This window comes from Paraburkholderia sp. RL17-381-BIF-C, from assembly GCF_046026435.1.
GTDB lineage: Bacteria > Pseudomonadota > Gammaproteobacteria > Burkholderiales > Burkholderiaceae > Paraburkholderia.
The window spans coordinates 96,039-119,619 of the sequence record NZ_JARESX010000016.1; the positions used below are offsets into that span (position 1 = coordinate 96,039).

At 62.1% G+C, this 23,581-nt stretch carries 20 protein-coding genes and 1 tRNA gene; 7 read left to right on the forward strand and 14 right to left on the reverse strand.

The genetic code is table 11. The features are described from left to right. Window positions 1–7: 7 nt before the first annotated feature. From selB to fdnG, 6 genes are all read right to left on the reverse strand, one after another. Window positions 8–1,921: a selenocysteine-specific translation elongation factor gene (gene selB, locus P0D70_RS13000; RefSeq protein WP_408184783.1), complete on the reverse strand. Its 1,914-nt coding sequence runs from the start codon at window positions 1,919–1,921 to the stop codon at window positions 8–10. Continuing rightward, window positions 1,918–3,348, reverse strand: coding sequence for an L-seryl-tRNA(Sec) selenium transferase (gene selA / locus P0D70_RS13005; RefSeq protein ID WP_408184784.1), 1,431 nt, complete (start codon window positions 3,346–3,348; stop codon window positions 1,918–1,920). Before selA ends, selB begins: the two co-directional genes overlap by 4 nt. Window positions 3,349–3,388: 40 nt before the next feature. Continuing rightward, a complete protein-coding gene (gene fdhE / locus P0D70_RS13010; RefSeq protein ID WP_091804196.1) occupies window positions 3,389–4,384 on the reverse strand; it encodes a formate dehydrogenase accessory protein FdhE in 996 nt (331 codons plus the stop codon). Between the two features lie 110 nt (window positions 4,385–4,494). Then, window positions 4,495–5,151, reverse strand: a complete 657-nt coding sequence (locus P0D70_RS13015) for a formate dehydrogenase subunit gamma (protein WP_091804199.1) — start codon at window positions 5,149–5,151, stop codon at window positions 4,495–4,497. Further along, a complete protein-coding gene (fdxH, locus tag P0D70_RS13020) occupies window positions 5,138–6,070 on the reverse strand; it encodes a formate dehydrogenase subunit beta (protein ID WP_007176169.1) in 933 nt (310 codons plus the stop codon). The genes P0D70_RS13015 and fdxH overlap by 14 nt, the downstream gene beginning before the upstream one ends. 9 nt (window positions 6,071–6,079) lie before the next feature. Continuing rightward, window positions 6,080–9,148 (reverse strand): formate dehydrogenase-N subunit alpha, encoded by a 3,069-nt coding sequence (gene fdnG, locus P0D70_RS13025; RefSeq protein WP_408184785.1) that lies wholly within the window; start codon window positions 9,146–9,148, stop codon window positions 6,080–6,082. 293 nt (window positions 9,149–9,441) lie between these two features. Between fdnG and P0D70_RS13030 the strand changes: the two genes are divergently transcribed. From P0D70_RS13030 to P0D70_RS13050, 5 genes are all read left to right on the forward strand, one after another. Further along, window positions 9,442–9,699, forward strand: a complete 258-nt coding sequence (locus P0D70_RS13030; RefSeq protein WP_091808955.1) for a beta-xylosidase — start codon at window positions 9,442–9,444, stop codon at window positions 9,697–9,699. A 106-nt stretch (window positions 9,700–9,805) separates the two neighbouring features. Beyond that, a complete protein-coding gene (selD, locus tag P0D70_RS13035; protein WP_091808958.1) occupies window positions 9,806–10,870 on the forward strand; it encodes a selenide, water dikinase SelD in 1,065 nt (354 codons plus the stop codon). 132 nt (window positions 10,871–11,002) lie between these two features. Further along, window positions 11,003–12,070, forward strand: coding sequence for a tRNA 2-selenouridine(34) synthase MnmH (gene mnmH, locus P0D70_RS13040; RefSeq protein WP_408184786.1), 1,068 nt, complete (start codon window positions 11,003–11,005; stop codon window positions 12,068–12,070). Between the two features lie 24 nt (window positions 12,071–12,094). Then, a complete protein-coding gene (locus tag P0D70_RS13045; protein WP_408184787.1) occupies window positions 12,095–13,150 on the forward strand; it encodes a permease in 1,056 nt (351 codons plus the stop codon). A gap of 3 nt (window positions 13,151–13,153) precedes the next feature. Then, complete coding sequence (locus P0D70_RS13050) at window positions 13,154–13,288, forward strand: hypothetical protein (RefSeq protein WP_286162130.1); 135 nt, start codon at window positions 13,154–13,156, stop codon at window positions 13,286–13,288. A gap of 265 nt (window positions 13,289–13,553) precedes the next feature. Here P0D70_RS13050 and P0D70_RS13055 read toward each other — a convergent pair. The 8 genes from P0D70_RS13055 to P0D70_RS13090 form a co-directional block, all read right to left on the reverse strand. Further along, window positions 13,554–13,630 (reverse strand) — tRNA-Val (locus P0D70_RS13055). A 78-nt stretch (window positions 13,631–13,708) separates the two neighbouring features. After that, on the reverse strand, window positions 13,709–15,199 hold the full coding sequence (locus tag P0D70_RS13060; RefSeq protein ID WP_408184788.1) for a M81 family metallopeptidase: 1,491 nt from the start codon (window positions 15,197–15,199) through the stop codon (window positions 13,709–13,711). After that, entirely contained in the window at window positions 15,196–16,476 is a 1,281-nt protein-coding gene (locus tag P0D70_RS13065; protein ID WP_408184789.1) for a Zn-dependent hydrolase, read from the reverse strand. The genes P0D70_RS13060 and P0D70_RS13065 overlap by 4 nt, the downstream gene beginning before the upstream one ends. A gap of 32 nt (window positions 16,477–16,508) precedes the next feature. Next, the gene (locus tag P0D70_RS13070) at window positions 16,509–17,210 is read right to left on the reverse strand and encodes an ABC transporter ATP-binding protein (RefSeq protein WP_408184790.1); all 702 of its coding nucleotides are present in this window, start codon (window positions 17,208–17,210) and stop codon (window positions 16,509–16,511) included. Beyond that, complete coding sequence (locus tag P0D70_RS13075; protein WP_408184791.1) at window positions 17,207–17,974, reverse strand: ABC transporter ATP-binding protein; 768 nt, start codon at window positions 17,972–17,974, stop codon at window positions 17,207–17,209. Before P0D70_RS13075 ends, P0D70_RS13070 begins: the two co-directional genes overlap by 4 nt. After that, the gene (locus P0D70_RS13080) at window positions 17,971–19,026 is read right to left on the reverse strand and encodes a branched-chain amino acid ABC transporter permease (RefSeq protein ID WP_091804227.1); all 1,056 of its coding nucleotides are present in this window, start codon (window positions 19,024–19,026) and stop codon (window positions 17,971–17,973) included. The genes P0D70_RS13075 and P0D70_RS13080 overlap by 4 nt, the downstream gene beginning before the upstream one ends. Then, window positions 19,023–19,883, reverse strand: coding sequence for a branched-chain amino acid ABC transporter permease (locus tag P0D70_RS13085; RefSeq protein ID WP_091804229.1), 861 nt, complete (start codon window positions 19,881–19,883; stop codon window positions 19,023–19,025). The genes P0D70_RS13080 and P0D70_RS13085 overlap by 4 nt, the downstream gene beginning before the upstream one ends. A gap of 97 nt (window positions 19,884–19,980) precedes the next feature. Further along, entirely contained in the window at window positions 19,981–21,189 is a 1,209-nt protein-coding gene (locus P0D70_RS13090; protein WP_408184792.1) for an ABC transporter substrate-binding protein, read from the reverse strand. Between the two features lie 283 nt (window positions 21,190–21,472). On the opposite strand from P0D70_RS13090, the gene P0D70_RS13095 reads away from it, so the two are divergent. Together P0D70_RS13095 and P0D70_RS13100 are read left to right on the forward strand one after the other, a co-directional pair. Beyond that, window positions 21,473–22,330 carry a FadR/GntR family transcriptional regulator gene (locus tag P0D70_RS13095; protein ID WP_408184793.1) on the forward strand — a complete coding sequence of 286 codons (858 nt, stop codon included), beginning with the start codon at window positions 21,473–21,475 and terminating at the stop codon, window positions 22,328–22,330. 518 nt (window positions 22,331–22,848) lie between these two features. Then, a complete protein-coding gene (locus P0D70_RS13100; protein WP_408184796.1) occupies window positions 22,849–23,313 on the forward strand; it encodes a hypothetical protein in 465 nt (154 codons plus the stop codon). Window positions 23,314–23,581 lie beyond the last annotated feature (268 nt).

Sequence of the window (23,581 nt, forward strand, 5' to 3'; positions counted from 1 at the left end):
AAGCCGATCAAAGCAGATCGAGCCAGCGACTATCCGCGCGCATCAGATGCAGCCCACGGTGGAAGCGAGTATACCCAACCCGGTCGAAGAATTCCAAAAGCTGAATAGCCCGTTTGCGCCCCAGTCCCGTCACATCGCGAAACGGTGCGGCTGCAACCGTACCGGCATTCTTTTGCGCCTCAGCGGCCGCAATCGAAGCCAGTTCCCTTATCACCTCCTGGTGATAAAACAGATCACGCACGACCTGAAACAGCTCGCCTTGTCGCGCGAGCTTGCGCATCAATTGACGCACACGCTCTTCACCTACACCGTTCGCATTCGCCAGATCACGCACCCACGGCGGATCGAACCGTCCCGCTTTCACCGCGGGCAGCAGCGCCGCCGCGAGCGCGCGATCGGCGTCGTCGAGCGTCACTGTGTGGCCTGGCAAATGCAGCCAGGGCCCGCGTTTGACAATCTCACCACGCATGGCGGCATCGTCGACGAGCGCGCGCCACAACGCATCGTCCACCAACGGCGCCGCGATCCGCCGCAAGCGCGAGACATCCGGGCCCAATTCGTCCGGCGAGCGTTCATGGTACTCGGCGAGCGTGGTCGTCAATCGTGTGTTGAGCGTTTGCCAAGGCGTATCAGCGACCAGCAATGCGTCCTCGCCAGGCATATCGACCACGTGCGTATCGGGCGGCAACGAAAGCGCAGCAGCCGGCATGCCCGTCAAGCGTTCCAGCAGCGAGCGCGACAAACCATGCGGCGCTCTTGCGAAGATGGCGTCCAGCTTGCCGGTATCGAGCATGATCTGAAGCGCGTCGAGCCACGCGAGCCGTTCAACTGAACGACGCTTGCGCGACGGCGCGAACGGATCGAGCACATGGCCGCCGCCAATCGTGCGATCGGCCTGCGCGTTGCGCACCACGAAGCGATCGCCGGGCAGCGCACAGACCGGACGCTCGAACACCAGTTGAACGAGGGCCCGCTGACCGGCGCCGAGTGTCTCCCCATCGAGCAACGCAACATGCGCAACCTGATGCTGCGTGCCCAGATGCACATGCAGCGGCGCCCAATGCTCCAGCGTGACCGATGCATCGGCGAGCAGCGTCAGCATGACGTCGACCCGCTCCGACGCCTGCGAGAGGCGCGGGTCGACGATCCAGTCACCCCGATCGATCGCACTCTTCTCGATGCCCGCGAGGTTCAACGCACAGCGCTCGCCCGCTCGCCCCTTCTGCGCCGCACGATTCTGCGCGTGAATGCTGCGCACGCGCACCGGTTGATTCTTCGGCGCGAGCAGCATCGTATCGCCGACCGCCACGCTCCCCGATACCACCGTGCCGGTCACGATCGTGCCTTGGCCCGCGAGTGTGAAGACACGATCGACCGCGAGACGGAACAACCCGTCATCGCGCTTCATGCGCCATGCCGTGGCCGCCGCGAACAGATGCGCCTTCAGCGCAGCCACCCCGGGATCATCGGAATGCGTCGCGCAGGTGTCGAACACGGGCGCGTCCTCGAGCACACTGCCGCTCAGAAACGCGCTCACTTCGTCGTGCACTTCACGCAAACGCTGCGCGTCGACCCGGTCCACTTTGGTCAGCGCGACGGCGCCGCGCCGAATGCCGAGCAACTCGATAATGGCCAGATGCTCGCGGGTTTGCGGCATCACGCCGTCGTCGGCGGCAATCACGAGCAGCGCGAAATCGATACCGCTCGCACCAGCGGTCATGGTATGCACGAGCTTTTCGTGGCCGGGCACATCGATCAGGCCGAGCACGTCGCCGTTGTCGAGCGGCACGTACGCATAACCCAATTCGATCGAAATACCGCGCGCTTTTTCTTCCTTGAGACGATCCGTATCGACGCCCGACAGCGCTTTCACCAGGCTCGTTTTACCGTGGTCGATATGTCCCGCCGTACCGACGATCATGCGTGCGCGCCTTTCAGTTGCTCGATCAGTTGCGCTTCATCGGCGGCTTCAAGACAGCGTAGATCGAGACGCAACGCGTCGTCCGCAATTCGGCCGATGACAGGCCGCGCCATCTCGCGCAGCAGCTTTTCGAGCGCGAGCAATTGGCGGCCACCGCGCTTGCCGTCCGCCATTCTGACGACGAGCCCGTAGCTCGGCAGCACATCGACGGGCAAAGCGCCACTGCCGATCTGACTGAACATGGGCTCTGCCGCCACCGCATAGCGTTCGCCGAGCGCCCGCTGCAAGGCGGGCTGTACGCGCTGCGCAGCGAGCCGGATCTCGTCGGCGGAACGGGTGAGCAAGCGCAGCGTGGTGAGCCGCTGCGTGAGCTTCTCCGGCGTGCGATAAAGCTGCAGCACAGGCTCCAGCGCGGCGAGCGTCAGTTTGCCGACACGCAACGCGCGTTTGAGCGGATGCTTCTTGATCTTCGCGATCAGATCGCGCCGCCCGACGATCAAACCGGCTTGCGGTCCACCCAGCAACTTGTCGCCACTGAAGGTGACGAGGTCGGCGCCGGCTTTGATGGTTTCACGCACGGTCGTTTCGCGCGGCAAACCCCATTGGCCCAGATCGACGAGCGTACCGCTGCCGAGGTCCACGGCAACCGCAAGACCGCGTGCATGGGCGAGCGGCGCGATTTCATCCAGACCGACTTCTTTGGTGAAGCCGTTGATCGCGTAGTTGCTCGCGTGGACTTTCATCAGCAGCGCAGTTTGCGGGCCGATGGCTTCGTCATAGTCCTTCAGATGCGTGCGGTTCGTGGTGCCGACTTCGCGAAGCCTCGCGCCCGCGCGGCTCATGATGTCCGGAATGCGAAACGCGCCGCCGATTTCCACCAGCTCGCCACGCGACACGATGACTTCTTTCTTCGACGCCAGCGCGGAGAGCGTAAGCAGCACCGCAGCCGCATTGTTGTTGACCACGGTAGCCGCTTCGGCTCCCGTCAATTCGCAGATGAGTTCGTCGATCAGATCGTCGCGATCGCCACGCTTGCCGGTGTCGAGGTCGAATTCGAGGTTGGCGGGTTGCGTCAGCGCCTTCACGACGGCCTGCACGGCCTCGTCCGGCAGCAATGCACGGCCGAGATTGGTATGCAGCACGGTGCCGGTCAGATTGAAAACGCTACGCAAGCGCGACTGGTTGCGTTGGCGCAGCGCGGCTTCGACCGCGCCCTTCAGTTGCGCGGTGTCGAGCGCGCTCACGGATGCAGCGCCCGACTGCGCGCTCGCGCGCCAGTTGTCGAGCGCCTCACGCACCGCGCCCAACACCTGCGTGCGGCCGTACTCGCCGATCAGCGCCGTGAACTCGGCCGACGCCATCACCTTTTCCACCGACGGCACGCGCGCCATCAGGGCCCGCAATTCAGAGCCGCTCACATCGCTCACGAGGCAATCCCTTTTCTAGTCTAGTCGTGTCCAGTTGCTGCTAGTCGGACTCGCCGGAAGACTCCGCCGCACTGTCGGCCTGTTCGGGCCACAGCCACGGATGCGGCGACGCCCGCCGGTAACCTTCCGCGCCCATCAGCAGATCCAGCGTGAGACTGGCGAGATCGTCCGCGAACGGTTCGAAATCGTAGTCCTTCGACTGAATGCCGATCTTCCGGTAAGTATGGCATTCGTCGCACGATTCGGCCTTCAGCGCGGCATTCTTCGATTCGGTTTCGCGCGTGGCTTCGTCGGCATCGGGCGAGCCGACCGTGTGATAGGCAATGCCCTTGGTCGAGTCGCAGTTCGAGCACTTCGCGCGAACCATGTGCCATTCAGTCGAGCACAGCCCGCATTGCAGGTAGCGGTAGTTATCATACGCTCCACCCACCCGCACGATGCTGGCCACCGGATGCGATCCGCACACGGGACACAAACCGAGGGTTTCGATGTATGGCACCTCGCGCTTGTCGATATCGGCGGCAAGGTCGGTCCACACGACTTGCAGCGCGGCGACGATGAACGGCGCGCTCGCCGGATCGACCTCTTCGAAGCGCTGCGCGAAGATCGCGTCGGCCTGGAATTCGAGCGCGGCGGTATCGAGCGTGCGCAGGCGGGCGATCAGCGCTTCGAGCGGCGGCGTGAGCGGCCCCGCTACCGCCACCTTGTCGAGCAGTTGGCGCAGCACGTCGCGCCATGCCGGATCACGCACACCGGAAAGCGCCGGAATCAGCGGCATGGAGTGTTGCTGCGCGCTCGCGATCAATTCGGGGCTCGGCGGCTGTGCCTTGAAGTTCGCCATCACGGCTTGCTGCGCGTCGGCGAGCACCGCCATCAGGCGCAAATAACCGGCGATCGGATTGTGAAGCGCCGCGAGCTGGCGCAGGCGCGCAGCGCGCGCCGAAAACACCGCGAGCCGCTCCGGTGTGCGGATGCGCGGAATCGCCGAATGGTCGAGCGATTCGATATCGCCGGCTTCGAGAATACGTTGAACCACAGTATCGACCTCTGAAAACTGAAAAGCCGCCGCCCTTCATCGAACAAGGGCGGCGGCTCGGGTGCAGCGCGCTTTGCATCGCGCTGCCTGGGTTGCCTGGGCGTGGCGCGCTATTTACCGATGATTTCCTTGAACCAGTTCGGATGATGCTTTCTCGCCCACCCGTAGGTCACGGTGCCGCGCGTCATGGCGCCGATCGACCCCTTGATCCACAACGCCGCATAAATATGCACGACGATGCCGACGATCAGCACGAACGCCGCCGCGGCATGCACCACGGCCGCGAGCCGGATAATCTCGATCGGAAAATAGAACGAGAAGTAGCGCCGCCAGATCACGATGCCGCTCGCCAGCAACAGCAGCAGGCAGATCACCATCGTGAAAAATAGCAGCTTTTGACCGGCGTTGTACTTGCCGATCGCGGGGAGCTTTTCCTCGCGATTGTTGAGCACGTCGTCGATCTGCCTCATCCACTGAATGTCGGCCTTGTCCAGATAGTTGTGGTGCCAGAAGCGCAACGCAAGAATCAGGAACGAGAGAAACATCACGCAGCCCACGAACGGATGCAGAATCCGCGTCCATTGACCGCCGCCGAAGATCGCATAGAGCCACGACATGGCCGGATGAAACATGGCGAGGCCGGAGAGCGCCAGCAGCACGAACGTGATGGCGGTGATCCAGTGATTCGTACGCTCATTGGGCGTGTAGCGCACGATCAGGCTGTTGCCCCTCACGTCCTTCAACTCGGTATGCTCAGGGTGCTTCATTGGATGCCTCCCGCGAACGGCGTGCTTCGTCGGCTTCGTGCTGGGCTTCGGCTTCTTCCGCCTCGCTCACCTCGTTCGGACCCACACGCGTGTAGTGGAAGAACCCGGCCACCGCCGCGAACGCGATACCCGCGAGCGCCAGCGGCTTGGCCAGTCCTTTCCACAGCCCGACCATCGCGCTGATCTTCGGATTCTGCGGCAAACCGTGATACAGGTTCGCTTTGTCGGCGTGATGCAGCACGTACATGACGTGCGTGCCGCCCACGCCGGCCGGATCGTACAAGCCGGCATTCTGGAAACCGCGTTCCTTCAGATCTTCCACCCGGTCGGCGGCCTGCTGCTTCATGTCCTCCTTGGTGCCGAACATGATCGCGCCGGTCGGGCACGTCTTCACGCAAGCCGGTTCCTGACCGACCGCCACGCGGTCCGAGCACAGCGTGCACTTGTACGCGCGGTTGTCCTTCTTCGAAATGCGCGGCACGTTGAACGGGCAACCGGTTACGCAATAGCCGCAGCCAATGCAGTTTTCCTCGTGGAAATCCACGATGCCGTTCGTGTACTGCACGATCGCGCCCGGCGACGGGCAGGCCTTCAGACAGCCCGGATCCTCGCAGTGCATGCAGCCGTCCTTGCGGATCAGCCACTCGAGATCGCCTTCGGTGTTCTCGTATTCCGAGAACCGCATGACGGTCCACGAATGCTCGCTCAGATCGCGCGGGTTGTCGTAGATGCCGGTCGTCGTGCCGACTTCGTCGCGCAGATCGTTCCACTCCATGCAGGCGGTCTGACACGCCTTGCAGCCAATGCACTTCGACACGTCGATGAGCTTGGCGACCGTGCCCGTGACCGGCTCACGCACTTGCGGTTCAGGCAAGGTCGTGGCCGAGAGGCGTTTGATGTCCAGTGATTGCAGTGCCATCTCTTTTCCTTATGCCTTTTCGACCTTGACGAGGAACGACTTGAATTCCGGTGTTTGCGAATTCCCATCGCCCACGGAGGGCGTCAGCGTATTGACGAGATAGCCCGGCTTCGTGAGTCCCTTGAAGCCCCAATGCAACGGCAGGCCAACGGTCTGGACTTTCTTTCCTTCGATCATTAGCGGCTTGATCCGCTTGGTAACGAGCGCCACGGCAATGATATGCCCGCGATTGGACGACACCTTCACGCGATCCCCGGCCACCACGCCCACCTCTTTCGCCAGATCCTCGCCGATCTCCACGAACTGTTGCGGCTGCACGATCGCATTCAGGCGCGCGTGCTTGGTCCAGTAGTGGAAATGTTCGGTCAGACGATACGTGGTCGCGGTATGCGGGAAATTCTCGTGCGTGCCGAACGCTGCCTTGTCGTCGGGGAACACGCGTGCCGCCGGACTGCTGACCACCAGCTTGTTGTCCGGATGCAGCGGGTTGTAGCCGAGCGGCGTCTCGAACGGTTCGTAGTGCTCGGGGAATGGCCCTTCCACCAGACCGTCACGCGAGAAGAAACGCGCCACGCCCTCCGGGTTCATGATGAACGGATTCATGCCGTTTTCGGGCGGTTCGTCCACCTTGAAGTCGGGAACATCCGCTCCCGACCACGTCTTGCCGTTCCACGCGATCAGCTTGCGCTTCGGATCGAACGGCTTGCCGCTGACGTCGCAGGACGCGCGGTTGTACAGAATCCGCCGGTTCGCAGGCCAGGCCCATGCCCAGTTGAGCGTGTTGCCGATGCCGGTCGGATCGGAGTTGTCGCGCCGGCCCATCTGGTTGCCCGCCTGGGTCCACGAGCCGCAGAAGATCCAGCAACCGCTCGCGGTGCTGCCGTCGTCGCGCAACTGCGCGAAACTCGCCAGTTGTTCGCCCTTCTTCGCGAGCACCTTGGTTTTGTCGGTCGCGTCGGTGACGTCGGCGAGCGCCTTGCCGTTGAACTCCATCGCGATTTCTTCCGGCGTCGGGCTTTCCGGGTTGGCATACGGCCAGCTCATGTTGAGAATCGGATCGGGATACTTCCCGCCGTTCTTCTTATAAGCCTCGCGAATGCGCAGCCACAACCCCGACATGATCTCCAGGTCGCTCTTCGATTCGCCGGGGCCGTCCGCGCCCTGCCAATGCCACTGCAGCACGCGGCTGGAACTGACCAGCGAACCGCGTTCTTCCGCGAAACAGGTGGTCGGCAAACGGAACACCTCCGTTTGAATCTTCGACGGATCGACGTCATTGAACTCGCCGAAATTCTTCCAGAACTCGGACGTTTCAGTGGCGAGCGGATCCATGATGACGAGCCACTTCAGCTTGGCCAGACCCGCGCCGATCTTCGCCTTGTTCGGCGCGGCGGCGAGCGGGTTGAAGCCCTGCGCGATGTAGCCGGTCATCTTGCCTTGATTCATCAGCTCGAAGACCTGCAGCATGTCGTATGACTTATCGAGCTTCGGCAGATAATCGAAACCGAAGTTGTTCTCCGCGGTCGCGTTATCGCCCCACCACGACTTCATGAAACTGACATGGAATGCGCGATAGTTGCGCCAGTAGCTCAACTGATTCGGCCGCAAAGGCTGGCTCGCGCGCTTCGTGATGAAGGCGTCGAAGTCCTGCTCGGCTTCCAGCGGCAGCGTCATGTAACCCGGCAAGAGGTTCGACATCAGGCCGAGGTCGGTCAAACCCTGAATGTTCGAGTGACCGCGCAGCGCATTCATGCCGCCGCCCGCAATGCCGATATTGCCCAGCAGCAATTGCACCATCGCGCCGGTGCGGATGATCTGCGCGCCGATCGAGTGATGCGTCCAGCCGAGCGCGTACAGGATCGTACCGGCGCGTCCCGGCACAGCCGTCGATGCCAGCATCTCGCACACCTTGAGGAATTTTTCCTTCGGCGTGCCGCATATTTTCTCGACCTGCTCGGGCGTATAGCGCGAGTAGTGCTGCTTCATCAGTTGATAGACGCAGCGCGGGTGCTGCAACGTCGGATCGACTTTGGCAAAGCCGTCGTCGCCGCGTTCGTAATCCCACGAACTCTTGTCGTACTTGCGCTTCTCGGCGTCGTAGCCGGAATACAGGCCGTCGGTAAACGAAAAGTCCTCACGAACGATGAACGGCATGTCCGTGTAGTTCTTTACATACTCGTGCTGGATCTTGTCGTTGGTGAGCAAATAGTTGATCACCCCGCCCAGGAACACGATGTCCGAGCCGGTCCGAATCTGTGCGTAATAGTCCGCAACCGATGCCGTGCGCGTAAAGCGCGGATCGACCACGACCAATCTTGCCTTGCGGTGCGCCTTGGCTTCGGTGACCCACTTGAAACCGCATGGGTGTGCCTCGGCCGCATTGCCGCCCATCACGAGAATCACATCCGCGTTCTTGATGTCGACCCAATGGTTCGTCATCGCTCCACGGCCAAACGTCGGGGCAAGACCTGCCACCGTCGGGCCGTGTCAGACACGTGCTTGATTATCGAATGCGAGCATGCCAAGACTGCGGACAGTCTTGTGCGTCAAATAACCGACTTCATTGCTACCGGCAGATGCCGCGAGCATGCCGGTGGTCAGCCAGCGGTTGACCTTCTTGCCGTCTGCGGTTGTCTCGACGAAGTTGGCATCGCGATCCTCCTTCATCAATTTCGCAATGCGGTCGAGCGCGTCTTCCCACGAAATGCGCTTCCATTCATTCGAGCCGGCCGCGCGGTACTCCGGATACTTCAGACGGCTCGGGCTATGAATGAAGTCGATCAGGCTCGCGCCCTTCGGGCATAGCGTGCCGCGATTGACCGGGTGGTCGGGATCGCCTTCGATGTGAATGATGCTGGACTTCGCGTTCTTGGCGTTGTCGCCCAGTCCATACATCAGGATGCCGCAGCCTACCGAACAGTACGGGCAGGTATTGCGGGTTTCGGTTGTGCGCGACAACTTGTACTGACGGACTTCCGCTAACGCGGGCGTCGGTGAGAAGCCCATGAGGGCGAGACTCGATCCGGCTAGCGTGGTGGCGGAGACCTTCAGAAATTGTCGCCGGGACATATGGGGCATTGAATGGCCTCGGCTCTTTTTGGGATACTGATCATGATTATAGAGGCCGATATAAAGTCCTGCAGCGAGAACTTCTACCAACTGCCAGGCGAGCAAATATGAAGCGGAACAGCCGGTATCGCGACGCGGGGCATTGTTTTTGCTGAGTGTGTAAGCGACAAACCCACCCTCACTTGGATCCTTACCCACCCATGACCCACCATCCGCTCCATTCATCTCACGCAGGCAATTTTTGCAGCGCATTAAAACAGCGGCTGCCGCCAGCTGTCGCGTCATTTGCGCTCGGCTTGGCGATGCTCGCGTCCAGTCAATGCAGCCTTGCTCAGATCACTCAAGGCAGCGGCTCGTCGCAGCAGGAAAAGCGCACGTCTTCAATGGGATCGGCGCCCGATTCGTCCGCGTCCATGGTGCATGAATCGAATAAGCCGCAAACGAAGGATGGCGGCTCGGCGAATTCACGCGGCAAGACCGCAGGGCAAGGACACAAGACGCAAGGCGCGGGCGGATTCGAGAACGGGCTCTACGGCACAGGGGCGGGCAGCAATAAATAGCGCGTCGACTCGCCGCGTCATGGCGGCGCGCTTTGCGCCGCTTCTCTGCGCGTAGAACGAACACCATTCATAATGCGGTGATTCGTAGCCTGAAATGCCCGCCACAATGACCGATACCCCAGCCCAAGCAAGCACGTCTCCCCGCCTGACCAGTCTGTCGCACGGCGGAGGCTGTGGCTGCAAGATCGCGCCTGGCCTGCTGGCCGATCTGCTCAAGCGCAGTGCACCATTGCCGTTCTTTCCCGACCTGCTGGTCGGCAACGACACAGCCGACGACGCCGCCGTCTACAAACTCAACGACGAGCAGGCGATCGTCGCCACCACCGACTTCTTCATGCCGATCGTCGACGACCCGTTCGACTTCGGCCGCATCGCCGCGACCAATGCGCTGTCCGACGTGTACGCGATGGGCGGCAAGCCGCTCATGGCGCTGGCCATCGTCGGCATGCCGATCAACGTGCTGCCGCACGACGTGATCGCAGCCGTGCTGAAGGGCGGCGAATCCGTATGCGCCGAGGCCGGCATTCCGCTCGCCGGCGGTCATTCGATCGATTCGGTCGAGCCGATCTACGGCCTCGTCGCCATCGGCGTGGTCGACCCGAAGCGCGTGAAGCGCAACGCGGGCGCACAAGCGGGCGATGTGCTGATTCTCGGTAAGCCGTTGGGCGTGGGCATTCTCTCGGCGGCACTGAAGAAAGACCGGCTCGACGCAGCCGGCTACGCGGCCATGATCGCCGCGACGACCAAGCTCAATCGCCCGGGCGCCGAGCTGTCGAAGCTCGACGGCGTGCATGCGCTTACGGACATCACGGGCTTCGGCCTGCTCGGCCATACGCTGGAACTGGCGCGCGGCTCGAACCTGACCGCCCGCGTGCGCTATGAGGACCTACCGTGGCTGCCGGACGTGGTCGGCCTCGCGGAAGCCGGCATCTTCACCGGTGCTTCGGGACGCAATTGGGACGCATACGGTCGAGATATCGTTTTGCCCTCCTCATTGCCGGCGACGGCGCGCACCCTGCTCACCGATCCGCAAACCTCGGGCGGCTTGCTGGTCTCGTGCGCGCCGCAAGCCGTCGACGAGGTTCTCGCCCTATTCCACGCCGACGGGTTCGGCGAGGCGTGCGTGATCGGCGACATGGTCAGTGGCGAAGGGCGCGTCGAGGTGATCTGAAGGAGCCGGCCGGCGCAAGCAACGGCCGGGGCGCGTATGTCCGGCAAGCTGTCCTGAGCGCTCCGCCAGCCGGTATTTACGGCGCATGCGATAATTTCGACCTCCCCGCAGGCCTGTTTCGCCCCTAACTCCTTGAAAAACCTACTCGTCAGCCTCGAAAAAGCCGGTGATTTCGATGAAATCATCGATGTGCGCACGCCCCTCGAATTCGCGGAAGACCATATTCCGGGCGCACTCAATGCGCCGGTGCTGAGCAATGAGGAGCGCGTGCTGGTCGGCACGACCTACAAGCAGGTGTCACCTTTCGAAGGCACGCGGATCGGCGCTGCGCTGGTCGCGCGCAATATCGCGCAGCATCTGGAAACCACCTTCGCCGACCGGCCGCGCAACTGGCGACCGCTGATCTATTGCTGGCGCGGCGGCAAGCGCTCCGGCTCGGTGACCACGCTGTTCAATATGATCGGCTGGCAGGCGCGTCAGCTGGACGGCGGCTACAAGAGTTACCGGCGGGCCACGCTGGACACGCTCGACACTTTGCCGGCAACGTTTTCATACATTGCGCTGGTGGGCCCGACCGGCAGCGGCAAGACACGCCTGCTGGCGGCCTTGAACGCGGCGGGCGCGCAGACGCTGGATCTCGAAGCACTGGCCTCGCACCGCGGCTCGCTGCTAGGCGCGTGGGCCGGCGTGCCGCAGCCGTCGCAGAAGCGTTTCGATACGCTGCTCGTCACCGCTCTGCGCACGTTCGATCCGTCACGGCCGGTCTTCGTGGAAGCGGAGAGCCGGCGCATCGGCTCCGTCGCATTGCCGCTCGCGCTGCTCGACACGTTTCATCGGGGCCGCTGCGTCGAGGTGATGTCGAGCCGCGAAGATCGCGCGGCGTTCCTGCTGCACGACTATGCGCATCTGTTCGACGATCCCGAGTTACTGAAGGGACAACTGCAAAGACTGATCGGCTTGCACAGCCGGGAACGCGTCGCGGGCTGGCGACGGCTCGTCGACGACAACCGGCGCGCCGAACTCGCGCATGAGTTGATCGAGCGGCACTACGATCCCGCCTATGCGCGCAGCAGCCATGAACATTTCGTTCAATTGCCGCACGCCCTGAAGTTCAATTTCCGGCCCAACGGCGCCGATGTCGTCGACCAGGCAAGCGCACTGCTTGCGCAGGTCGACAGCAGCGCGCTCACTGTCATCTGATTAAAACCAACGCTTAAGACCACCATGCAATCAACCCTTCGACAACCGCGCGTCGCGCTTGGCTGGATCGTGTTTCTGCTGATTGCCGTCGTCGGCCTCTTTTATGTGAAGTGGTTCCCGTACTACAACCGCGCCTTCGTTGCCGCGAGCCAGCACTCCATCGGCAAATCCATTCTGATGGGTACGTCGGCGAGCGCACCGGCGGCGTCATGGCAGGCGGCAATCGATTACGCCCTCGCCTACGGCAAAGCGATCTGGCAAGCCATGGTGCTAGGGCTGCTGCTCGGCTCGGCGGTGCAGGCGCTGATTCCGCCGCAATGGGTCGCGCGTGCGCTCGGCCGGACTGATTTCAGCAGCGTGGTGAAAGGCGGCCTGATGTCGCTGCCGGGCATGATGTGCACCTGTTGCGCGGCGCCGGTCGTAGCGGGCTTGCGCGCGCGCCAGGCGGCGCCGGGCGCGGCGATCGCGTTCTGGCTCGGCAATACCGCTTTGAATCCGGCTACGCTGATCTTCATGGGTTTCGTGCTCGGCTGGCAGTGGATGGGCCTGCGCCTCGCGCTGGGCATCGTGATGGTGTTCGGCCTCGGCTACCTGGTGAATCGCATGGTCACGCCAAAGGAAGCCGAAGCGTCACGCGAAGCCATGGCGCAACTGATCTCCGCCGATGTGCCCAGCACGGCTTTCGCACGCTGGGTAAAAATCCTCGGCACGATGACGTTGCGGCTCATTCCCGAATACATCGTGCTGGTGCTGATTCTCGGCGCAGCGCGCACGTGGCTGTTTCCGCATGTCGGACCGGAGATCGACAACAGCCTGCTGTGGATCATCGCGTTGTCTATCGCCGGCACGCTGTTCGTGATTCCGACCGCGGGCGAAGTGCCGATCATCCAGGCCATGCTCTCGTTCGGCATGGCCGCCGGCCCGGCGGGCGCGTTGCTGATGACGCTGCCGTTGGTCAGCGTACCTTCAATGGCCATGCTCTCCCGCTCTTTCCCGCGCCGCGTGCTGACGGTCGTAGCCTTGGCCGTGGCGGTGTGCGGCGTGGTCAGTGGGTTGCTGGCAGTCGCCTTGGGGTTTTAAAGCATGAAACGTATTGCCGCATTTGCAATGACGAGCTGGTCGGCCGCCGGCCTGCTCTACTTCGGACAGCATTCGGTCGCGCTGATCGTGGTGAGCGGGGTCGTCGCGCTGGCCGGCTTCGATCTGCTTCGCCCGTAACAGCGCGCTGCATCCGCTCTGAAAAGGCGCGAGACCTGATTGCTGACGCGAAGGTCTCGCAATAGCGCTGGGCGTCGTTTCGAGCGGATACCTGTCCAGCGCCTGAACGATCGCACGTGCGCCACGCTAATGACGAGGTGGAGATAATACGGAAAGGGAAGACCGACAGACAGGACAGCGGCACGATCAAGCAGTGCGCCGAGGTAATGCGAGAACCTGACAGTAGACGAAAGCGGAGCCGCTTTCGTCTACGTCAAGGATGCGTTGGTAGGCTCGATTGGATTCGAACCAACGACCCCCACCATGTCAAGGTGGTGCTCTAACCAACTGAGCTACGAGCCTTTAGAGGCGCGAATTATAGAGAACCTCTGCGCCCTGCACAAGCCCCTAACGCCACTTAAGTTGGCGAGCGCGTGGCAATCAGTTCGTGAGTGCCCACTCGGTCTGCGCATCCAGCGGATACACCGGCCGCTTCACGTGCTCGAAAGCGAACAGCCCGTAATCCGAACTCGTCACGCCGCGGCTGTCGCATTCCACCAGCGCTGCGGCGATCGGCACGAAAACCGGTCGGCAGTACATGCGCGATTTGAGCAACAGGAAACGCGCGCGACGCGGATCGATGCCGACGCTCTCGAATACGCCGAGGTCCCATGGTTCGTGCGTGCGCTCGGTGATCACGAGCTTGATGGCGCCGGTGTCGAGTACCGCCGCGTGCCCCATGAAAGCACGCTGTCCGGTGTAGGTCGGGCCGCTGATGATGTACTCGCCGTCGGTCAGCGCGCGCACCACACCCGTCACGGCAAGCGGCAGGCGCGGCGCTATCGCATCGCTCGCAACCTTGTTGCCGATGGTCACCGTCACCGTGCTGCCGACGCCGGCCGCCATCAACGCCGCGACCGCTTGCGGGTCGCACAACGGCCCGCTCACGATACCATCGAGCTTTTGCTTCAATGCTTCTTCGAGCAGATCCATCGTGTCGCATGTGCCGCCCGACATGCAGTTGTCGCCATGATCGAGCAGGAGCACGGGCTTGTCGGCGTCTCTCGCGAGCGCCGCCGCTTGCGCGACGGATTCAGCAAGCGGCGCGCTGCGATACACGAAGTCTTCTCGCTCGCTCCAGATCTGTCGAGCGATCCGCTCCGCCACCGCGTCTGCTTCGCCGCGCTCACCGTTGCCCACCACCACGACGCTGATACACGGCGCCGCGATATCGGCCAGCGAGAAGCCAGATAGCACCGACACCGCGAGCATGCCATCGGCTTCGGCTGCGCGCGCGGCATCCACGGCACGTTTCATCGCGCCTTCGGCAGTCGCGCTGCGCAGCGTATGCGTGAGGAGCGGCGGCTGGCGCCACGCAATCACGGGCTTCGCCTTGCCGTGCACCAGGTCGAACATCAGACGCGCCGCATGCGCGCCGGTCTCGTACATATCGACGTGCGGATAGGTCTTGAAGCTGACGATCACATTGGCGTTGTCGATCATTTTCTGCGTGACATTGCCATGCAGATCGAGCGCGACCGCGATCGGCGCGTCCGGCAGCAACGCACGCACGCGTTCGAGCAGGTCGCCTTCACCATCGTTCGAATTCTCGGCGACCATGGCGCCATGCAGATCGAGCATGACGGCGTCGCAACCCGCCGCGGCCGACACGATCGCCTCGCAGATCGCGTCGTAAGCGGCGGCCTCAACGGGTCCGCTCGGATTCGCCGACGCCGACACGGGCGTCACGATCTGCGCATGCTCCTTTTCGGCGGCGTCGATGAACGCGGCCATCGCCGTTTGCATGCCTTTGTTCTCGTTGAACGCGTCTTGCCCATAGCTCGGGCCGTTACGCCCGAACGCGGCCAACGGCGTGGCCACCGGCGAAAACGTGTTGGTCTCGTGATTCATCCGCGCGATGAGGATTTTCATGCGTCTGCGCTCCCCGCTTTCTGCGCGGCGTTCAGCATGGCCTGCAACAGCACGTTGCAACCGGCTTCGAGATGGTCCGCGCGCGCGTCTTCGATCTCGTTGTGGCTGATGCCGTCTTTGCATGGCACGAAGATCATCGCCGCGGGCGCGACTCTCGCAAGATAAACGGCGTCGTGGCCGGCGCCGCTGATCACGTCCATCGACGAAAAACCGAGCGTGTCGGCGCCCTGCTTCACGGCGCCGACCAGTTCCGCGGCGAACGGTTGCGGCGGGAAATACACGACCTGCTCGACGCCTACCTCGATGCCGGCTCGCTCGCCCGCCAACGAGCATGCGGCGCGCAACGCGCTATCCATGGCCGTGAGCGTGGCATCGTCGGCGGCGCGCAGATCGACGGTGAGTGTCACGCGACCCGGAATCACGTTGCGCGAATTCGGATGCACGTCGAGCCAGCCGACCGTGCCGCGCCCATGAGGCGCGTGATCGAGCGCAATGCGGTTGACGGCATGAATCAGATCCGCCGCGACGAGCAGCGCGTCGCGGCGCAGCTCCATCGGCGTCGGGCCGGCGTGGGCCTCCATGCCCTGCACGGTCACGTCGTACCAGCGTTGGCCGAGCGCGCCCTGCACCACGCCGATTGTTTTGTCATGTGCTTCCAGCACCGGCCCTTGTTCGATATGCGCTTCGAAGTAGGCGCCGACGGCGTGCGGCTTCTCGTTCGCGCCGGCATATCCGATCTGCGACAGTGCGTCACGCACCGTGACGCCTTCACGGTCGCGCTGTTCTAGCGCGTGCTCCAAGGTGAACGCGCCGGCAAACACACCGGAACCCATCATCACCGGCACGAAGCGCGAGCCCTCTTCATTGGTCCACACCGCGACTTCCAGCGGCGCGAGCGTCCGCACATTGGCATCGGCAAGCGTGCGCAGCACTTCGAGACCCGCGAGCACGCCGTAATTGCCGTCGAACTTGCCGCCCGTGGGCTGCGTATCGATGTGGCTGCCGGTCATGACCGGCGGCAGATCATCGCGCAAACCGGCGCGGCGCGCGAAGATATTGCCGATCGCGTCGACCCGCACACTGCAACCAATCTCCTTCGCCCACGCAATAAAAAGGTCACGCGCCTCGCGGTCCAACTCGGTGAGTGCGAGGCGGCATACGCCGCCTTTATCGGTCGCGCCGATTCGCGCGAGTTGCATGAGACTGTCCCAGAGCCGCGCGCCGTCGACTCGCAGATCGGCGAACGTCGCGACGGTTGTTGATTCATGAACTTGCATCGATGCTTCCTCGTGTTGAAGACTGCTGCGCGTCAGACCACGCCGACGCCGAGATAACGGTCCTTGATCGAATCGTCCGCGGAAAAGGACGCGTTATCGCCTGAATAGACGATCACGCCTTGCTCGATGATGTAATGCCGGTCGGCGAGTTGCGTGCAAACTTCGAGGTTCTGCTCGACCAGCAAGATCGCCACGCCCGCCTCGCGGATCAGCTTGAGTTGCGCGACGATCTCTTCCACGATCACGGGCGCGAGGCCTTCCACCGGTTCGTCGAGCATCAGCAAACGCGGGTGATTCATCAACGCGCGGCCGATCGCCAGCATTTGCTGTTCGCCGCCGGATAGCTGCGCGCCCCCGTTGGTGCGCCGCTCTTTGAGGCGCGGAAAAATGCGGTAGATATCGTCGAGCTGCCACGGCGAATCTTTGCGTGCGCCAAGCCGCAAATTTTCCTCGACCGTGAGCAAACGAAAGATGCCGCGATGCTCAGGCACGAAACAGACACCTCGTGAGGCAATCTTGTGCGGCGGCAGGCCGCTGATTTTGGCGCCATTGAACGTGATCGCGCCGCGCTGCGGTGCCACGACGCCGGCAATCGCCTTCAGCGTGGTCGACTTGCCGGCGCCATTGCGGCCCAACAGCGTCACCGTTTCACCGTCGTTGATCTGCAGGGACACGCCTTGCAGGATATGGCTTTTGCCGTAGAAGCCGTGAATCTGCTGCACGTCGAGAATCATGCGCGGCCTCCGGTGATCATGTTGCCGAGATAGGCGCTGCGCACGCGCTCATCGCCGCGAATGTCGTCGGGGCGCCCCTCCACCAGCACACGCCCTTGTTGCATGACGGTGATCGTGTCGGAAATGTCCATCACGATACCCATGTTGTGTTCGATCAGCACGACGGTGTAATCGTCGCGCAAGCCGCGAATCAACTGCTTCATATCGTCGAGGTCGTCGATACCCATGCCCGAGGTCGGCTCATCCAGAAAGATCGCCTTGGGTCGCGCGGCGAGCGCCATGCCGACTTCCAGCCGCCGCTGTTGACCGTGCGAAAGCGCGCCTGCCGATACCTCGCTGAAACGCTGTAGTGCGAGCCGTTCGAGAACACTGTCGACAGTGTCCGAATGAGTGAGCGCACCATGCGGCGGCGTCCACGCATTGAGCGCGCGTACCGCGTCCACACCCTGCGCGGCGAGCCGCAGATTTTCTCGTACGCTCAGATTGGCGAACAGGCTCGTCACCTGAAACGAACGCGCGACGCCGCGCCGCACACGTTTATGATCCGGCTCACGCGTCACGTCGTGGCCGTCGAATACGATCTTGCCTTCGGTGATCGGCAGCGTGCCGGTCAACACGTGAAACAGCGTGGTTTTTCCCGCGCCGTTCGGACCGATTACGGAATGCACCGTGCGCGGCATGATGTTCAACGTGACGTCGGAGAGCGCCGTGAATTTGCCGTAGCGCTTCACAACACCACTCGCTCGCAGAATGGCTTCGCTCATACGGGCTCCTTGTCCGCGGCATTATCGGCATTGGCGGATGATTGGCGGCGCAGCGATTGCCAGATGCGCTCGCCCAGCCCCCACAACCCGCGTTGCATGAACAGGCTGACGGCGATCAGCACGATGCCGAGCAGCAACAACCAGCGCGGCCACAAAGTGGAGAGCCAGTCGGCGAACAGCACGTAAAACGCGGCGCCTAATACGGATGCGAACAGATTGCCTGTGCCGCCGATCACGGTCATCACGAGGATCATCTCGCTCGTGTGATAGTCGATGTTCGAGAGCGGCGCGATGCCGGTCATCAGCGCGTGCAGCGCGCCCGCGAGCCCGGTGACCGCACCGGAGATCACGAACGCCATCAGCTTGAAGCGTTTGACGTCGTAGCCCACTGCGGCCGCGCGGGCTTCGTTGTCGCGAATCGCGAGCAACGTACGGCCGAACACGGAGTGCGATACGCGCATCAACAACCAGAACACCACGAGAAAGAGCACGGCGACAAAGCCGTAGTATTGCCACGGCGAAGTCAACGGCAAGAGCGTTTTGCCAAACAGCCCGAGCGCCGGGCGCGGGATGTCGAGTAACCCATTGTCGCCGCCGGTCAGATCGGGCGTGGTGTAGGCGAGGAAATAGAACAATTGCCCGAACGCGAGCGTCAGCATGACGAAATACGTGCCGCGCTGACGAATCGAAAACCAGCCGACGAGCGCCGCAGCCGCCGCGCCGATTACAACCGATGCAAGCAACGCCACGGGCACAGGTAACGCCGCTTTGGTCAGAACCAGTCCCGCGCTATAGCTGCCCAGTCCGAAGAAAATGCCTTGCCCGAACGAAAGCAAGCCTGTGTGGCCGAGCAGCAAATTGCAGCCGAGTGCGGCGAGCGCGAACACCAGAACTTCTGTGGCCAGCGATCCGGAGCGCAGCGTCAGCGGCAAAATGCAGACCACCAGCAGCGCAAGCAACAGGAAGCGATAGCGATGCAGTGAATGCTTCAGGCCCGGTTGAGTTCTTGCCGATGAAGCGCTTTGCACAATGGGCTTCGAGGAATCGATCATGCCGCCCTCCCGAGCAAACCATTCGGTCGCAACAACAGGACGGCGGCCATTGCGACGTAGATCATGAGTCGCGCACCTTCCGGCCACAAGGTACTCATCACGCTTTGCACGATCCCAACCAGTAGGCCGCCGACCAATGCACCCAAAAAATTACCCATTCCGCCGACCACTACCACGACGAACGCAACGCTGAGCGCTTCGATGCCCATGAACGGATCGACGCCGCGAATCGGCGCAGCAAGCACGCCGGCCAATGCGGCCGTCGCAGCGCCAAGCGCGAATACGAGGCTGAAAACGCGCAATACGTTGATACCGAGCAACGAGACCATCTCAGTCGATTCGCTGCCCGCGCGCACCGCGCTGCCTAGTCGTGTGCCTTCCAGCACCCACCACAAAAGCGCCGCTAATACCGCCGTGAAGCCGATCACGAAGAGGCGGTATTTCGGATACACAAAGCTGCCCCAGATCACTACGCCGTTCAGCATGTCGGGCACGGCTACGTTATCGCCCAGCGGCCCCCAGATCAGGATCGCGCATTCCTGCACGACGAGTGCGAGACCGACAGTCACGAGAATATGGAACTCATGCTGCTGGGCGTAGACATGCCGCAGAATCAGCTTCTCCACGACCCATGCGAGCGCGCCCACTACGATGGGGACGACCACGAGCGCGGCCCAGAAACTCATCGACCATTGCATCGCCTGATAGCAGAAGTACGCGCCGAGCAGGTAGAACGCACCGTGCGCGAAATTCACGAAGCGCAGCAAGCCGAACACGATCGACAGACCGACCGCGAGCAGGAAATACAGCATTCCCACTCCGATGCCGTTGACGACCTGCAGGAGATAAACGTTCATGGCGTCCGTCTAAAGGATGGTGCGAAGGGGCACGCGCTGTGGCGCCGCTGTGCCGCGATGTGCATACCGCGCTCGCCTGCGCCAAGGCAGGCAGGCGTCAAGCCATCTTGCAACCGGTCTTGTCGAGCGGCAGGAACGACTGGCCGGAGCTCACGATATCCGCGTAGTCGTCGGCGTTTTTCATCTTGTTCTTCGCCTTGCCCTTCAGCAGATAATAGTTCTTCAGTACCTGGTGGTCGCCTTTACGGACTTCCTCCGGGCCTGTCAAACCGTCGTATTTCATGCCTTCAAGTGCGGCGACCACTTTCTTCGGATCGACGTTACCTGCTTTCACGATACCGTCGAGCAGAATCTTCGTGCAGATATAGGAGCCCGCGAGGCTGTAGTTGGGGTTCGCTTTGAAAGCAGCATTCGTGCGCTTGACCAGATCGCGGTTGAGCGGCGAATCGATGTCGTGCCAGTACTGCGCGCCGAAATAGACGCCTTCGCAAAGGTCCGCGCCAAGCGATTCGAATTGCTCGAGTCCGGATGCCCACGCCAACAGAATCGTGCAATTGTTCTTCATGCCAAAACTCACGGCCTGGCGCAACGTATCGGACGACTGCGAGCCGAAGTTCAGAATCAGCAAAACGTCGGGCTTCGCAGCAACTGCGTTCGTCAGATAGCCGCTGAACTCCTTCTCATTGAGCGAGTGGTAGCTGTTGCCCACATGCTCGATGCCCTTCTCTTTGAAGATGGCCTTGGCGGCCGACAGCAAACCGTCGCCGAACACGTATTGCGGCGTGATGGTGTACCAGCGTTTTGCTTTGGGCAGCATCTGGATCAGCGGACGCACCGTTTGCTCGATCGCGCCGTAGGTCGGCACCGACCAGCGGAACGTGGCGTCGTTGCAGTCCTTTCCGGTGATTTCGTCCGCACCTGCGGTGGTGATGAATACACCGCTGGCTTTCTGGACTTCCTTGCCCATTGCCAATGCTTCGGAGGACAGAATACCGCCGGCAAAGAAGCGTGCATTCTTCTGCTGCGCGATTTCCTGCACACGGCGCACCGCAGTTGCCGGCTTGCCCTCAGTGTCGAGCACCGTATACGCGAGCGGTTGACCCAGCACCTTGCCGTACTGCTCGATAGCGAGCTTCATGCCGAGGTCGGCATATTTGCCGTTTGCCGCAAACGGCCCCGACATGGGCACCGGACAGGCGAACTGCAAGGTGCCAGCCTGCGCGAACGCGCTTCGCGCGACCAGCGAGCCCAACGTCCCCGGAACGGCCGACAACGCGGCCAGCTTCAACATATTTCGGCGATTCAAAATGACGCTCCTTAGGAAAGAGACACGCACTGACCGACTACGAAACTGCACGCATTGCGCGAACGACTAGATCGACTACTTGGCTTGCTGGCCGTCGTGAAGTTTTCCACCACACGGGCTTTGTTCTATTTATCATGATAAATAGGTTGGACTCGATCGTAGGTACAATAAATTCGAGTGTCAATAAGGCAAAATTCCTGGCAGCATGAGGCGACCTTCCGGGCTGCGACGGCGGCGGCGGGTCGATCGAGGATCGTGCAGGACAAACTAGGGAGCATCGACTATGGCCATGGACCGCGCCAAGGCTGGCGCCGCGATCGAGATCAAGCAGCAGAAACGCGGCGATCTGGTCGCGGAGGAGATCAAGCGGCTCATCACTGAGAAAGACCTGAAGCCAGGCGACCGGCTGCCTCGCGAGGTGGAGTTGCAGCAACTCTTTTCGGTAAGTAAAAGCACGATCCGCGAGGCGTTGAAATCGCTTGAAGTGCAAGGTCTCATCAAAGTGACCACGGGTCCGAGCGGCGGCGGCATGGTGGTCGAGGTGCCGCTCGATCGTACGTTACAACTTCTGCAGAACTACCTGTTTTTCAAGGATGTATCGATCGATGACATCTACACCGTACGCAAATTGCTGGAGCCCGAACTCGCGGCGGGGGCCGTGCCATATCTGACAGAGCAGGACTTCGAGGCACTCGACGCGAGCATTGCATGTTGCGATCGACCGGCTTCGTCACATGGTGGGCAGGACATCGTTCGGCAGCGTCAGGAAGACGTGAATTTCCACGACATCCTCGCGGCGGCGAATCCCAATCCGTTCCTGCGCTTCAGTTGTGAGCTGATCAACGAAATGATCCGGCAACTGATCGAGTTTCGTAACGATACTCCGCAGTCCGAACATGAGCGCTTTGGTCAGGCTAACGTCAAGATTCATAAAGCGATCACGAAAGCGGCACGTGAGCGTGATGCGGAGAAAGTGCGTGAGTTGATGGTGATCCATATGACCGAGGCGCCACGCTATGTGAAGCGAATGAAAGGAAAACTGCGTGGGCGTCTGATCCTGGATTCGGAAATTCGTCGGCGCGTACGGGCGCGAAGCGTGACGCCGCCTGATGAGGGCCATGACGAGTTCGGTGGCGTTTGATGCAGGTTGCGGGCAGATTGCAGATTGCAGATTGCAGGTGGCAGGTGGCAGGTGGCAGGTGGCAGGTGGCAGGTGGCAGGTGGCAGGTGGCAGGTGGCGGGTGGCGGGTGGCGGGTGGCAAGCCGAGGACGATTTCGCTGGACATAGATTCGCCTGGGACGGTCACTATGTTGCTCGACGCACCGTGGGTCTTTCTCTCCGTTGAACGGATGTGAATCGCTCGATGCGTCTGGCATACAGCCATAGGCGTGGCGCGCTCGCCAATGTACAAGATGCGCCGGCGACGCGAGGCTCCTGATCGATGAGACGCGCCGCAGCGTGGAGAAAGATCCAAAGACATCGTCCAACTTCTGCGGAAACGTCGCGCGCCAGCCCCGCGAGGGAAAGTCGTGGAGCCCCCCCCAGCCAGCCAAGAAACGGCGTTTCAGCCGGCTCGCCGGCCGGATGCATAACGAGGGCTCAACCTTTTACGGGCCGCGCCGTTATTGCATCTGCACAGGCGTAAACATTGGACCTTCATGGCACAACCTATCCCGTTATCTCGTAATGCAGGCGTTGCGCGTGCGCGGCATGCCAAGGCGATGCTGTTTCCGATCGCCCGGCAGACCGCCGACGACTTGGCGTTGCGAGTCCATTTGGCGCTCGACGCGTTGCGCCGCGGCGCCGGCAGCATGACCGATGCGCAAACACTTACGCAGATCATGCTGTTGACCGGCTTTCTGGCTGAGTCAGGCTTCGGTTCGGCAACCAGAGAACAGATGAGCGCAGCGGAGCGCGCGGTGTCGACAGTGTTCGATATCGGCCGTGAGACCGGCAGGTGGAGCTTGGACGATGCGGGGTTCGCGCTTTTTGCGACAATTGCGACGAACTATGACCAGCAGTTGCATAGCGCCCCCCTCTGGGCAATCACCGATGCAAGCGAACGGCTTGATCGATTTACCGCGGGCATGCCGTATCAGGCGCCAATACGCAAACGGGCTTAGACCGATCGCGTGTGAGTTGGGATGGCGGGGAAACTCCGCCGAAGCGTTTCCCGGCATTCAACAAGCGTGATGTACTGAGAAAGTGCAGTGCGGGTGAGCCGCGCAGGCGTGGAGGCGGGACGGGCGTATCTGGAACTGACGGGCTATGCGAAGGCGGTGCGGCCGGGCAAGGAGTGAAGGCCCGGGTCCGCGCGGGTGGTCTGGGGCGCCTGTTCGTGTTCGTCCGTGTTTATCCGCATCTGCCAGGCGTCTGCCGTTTGCCGGGCGA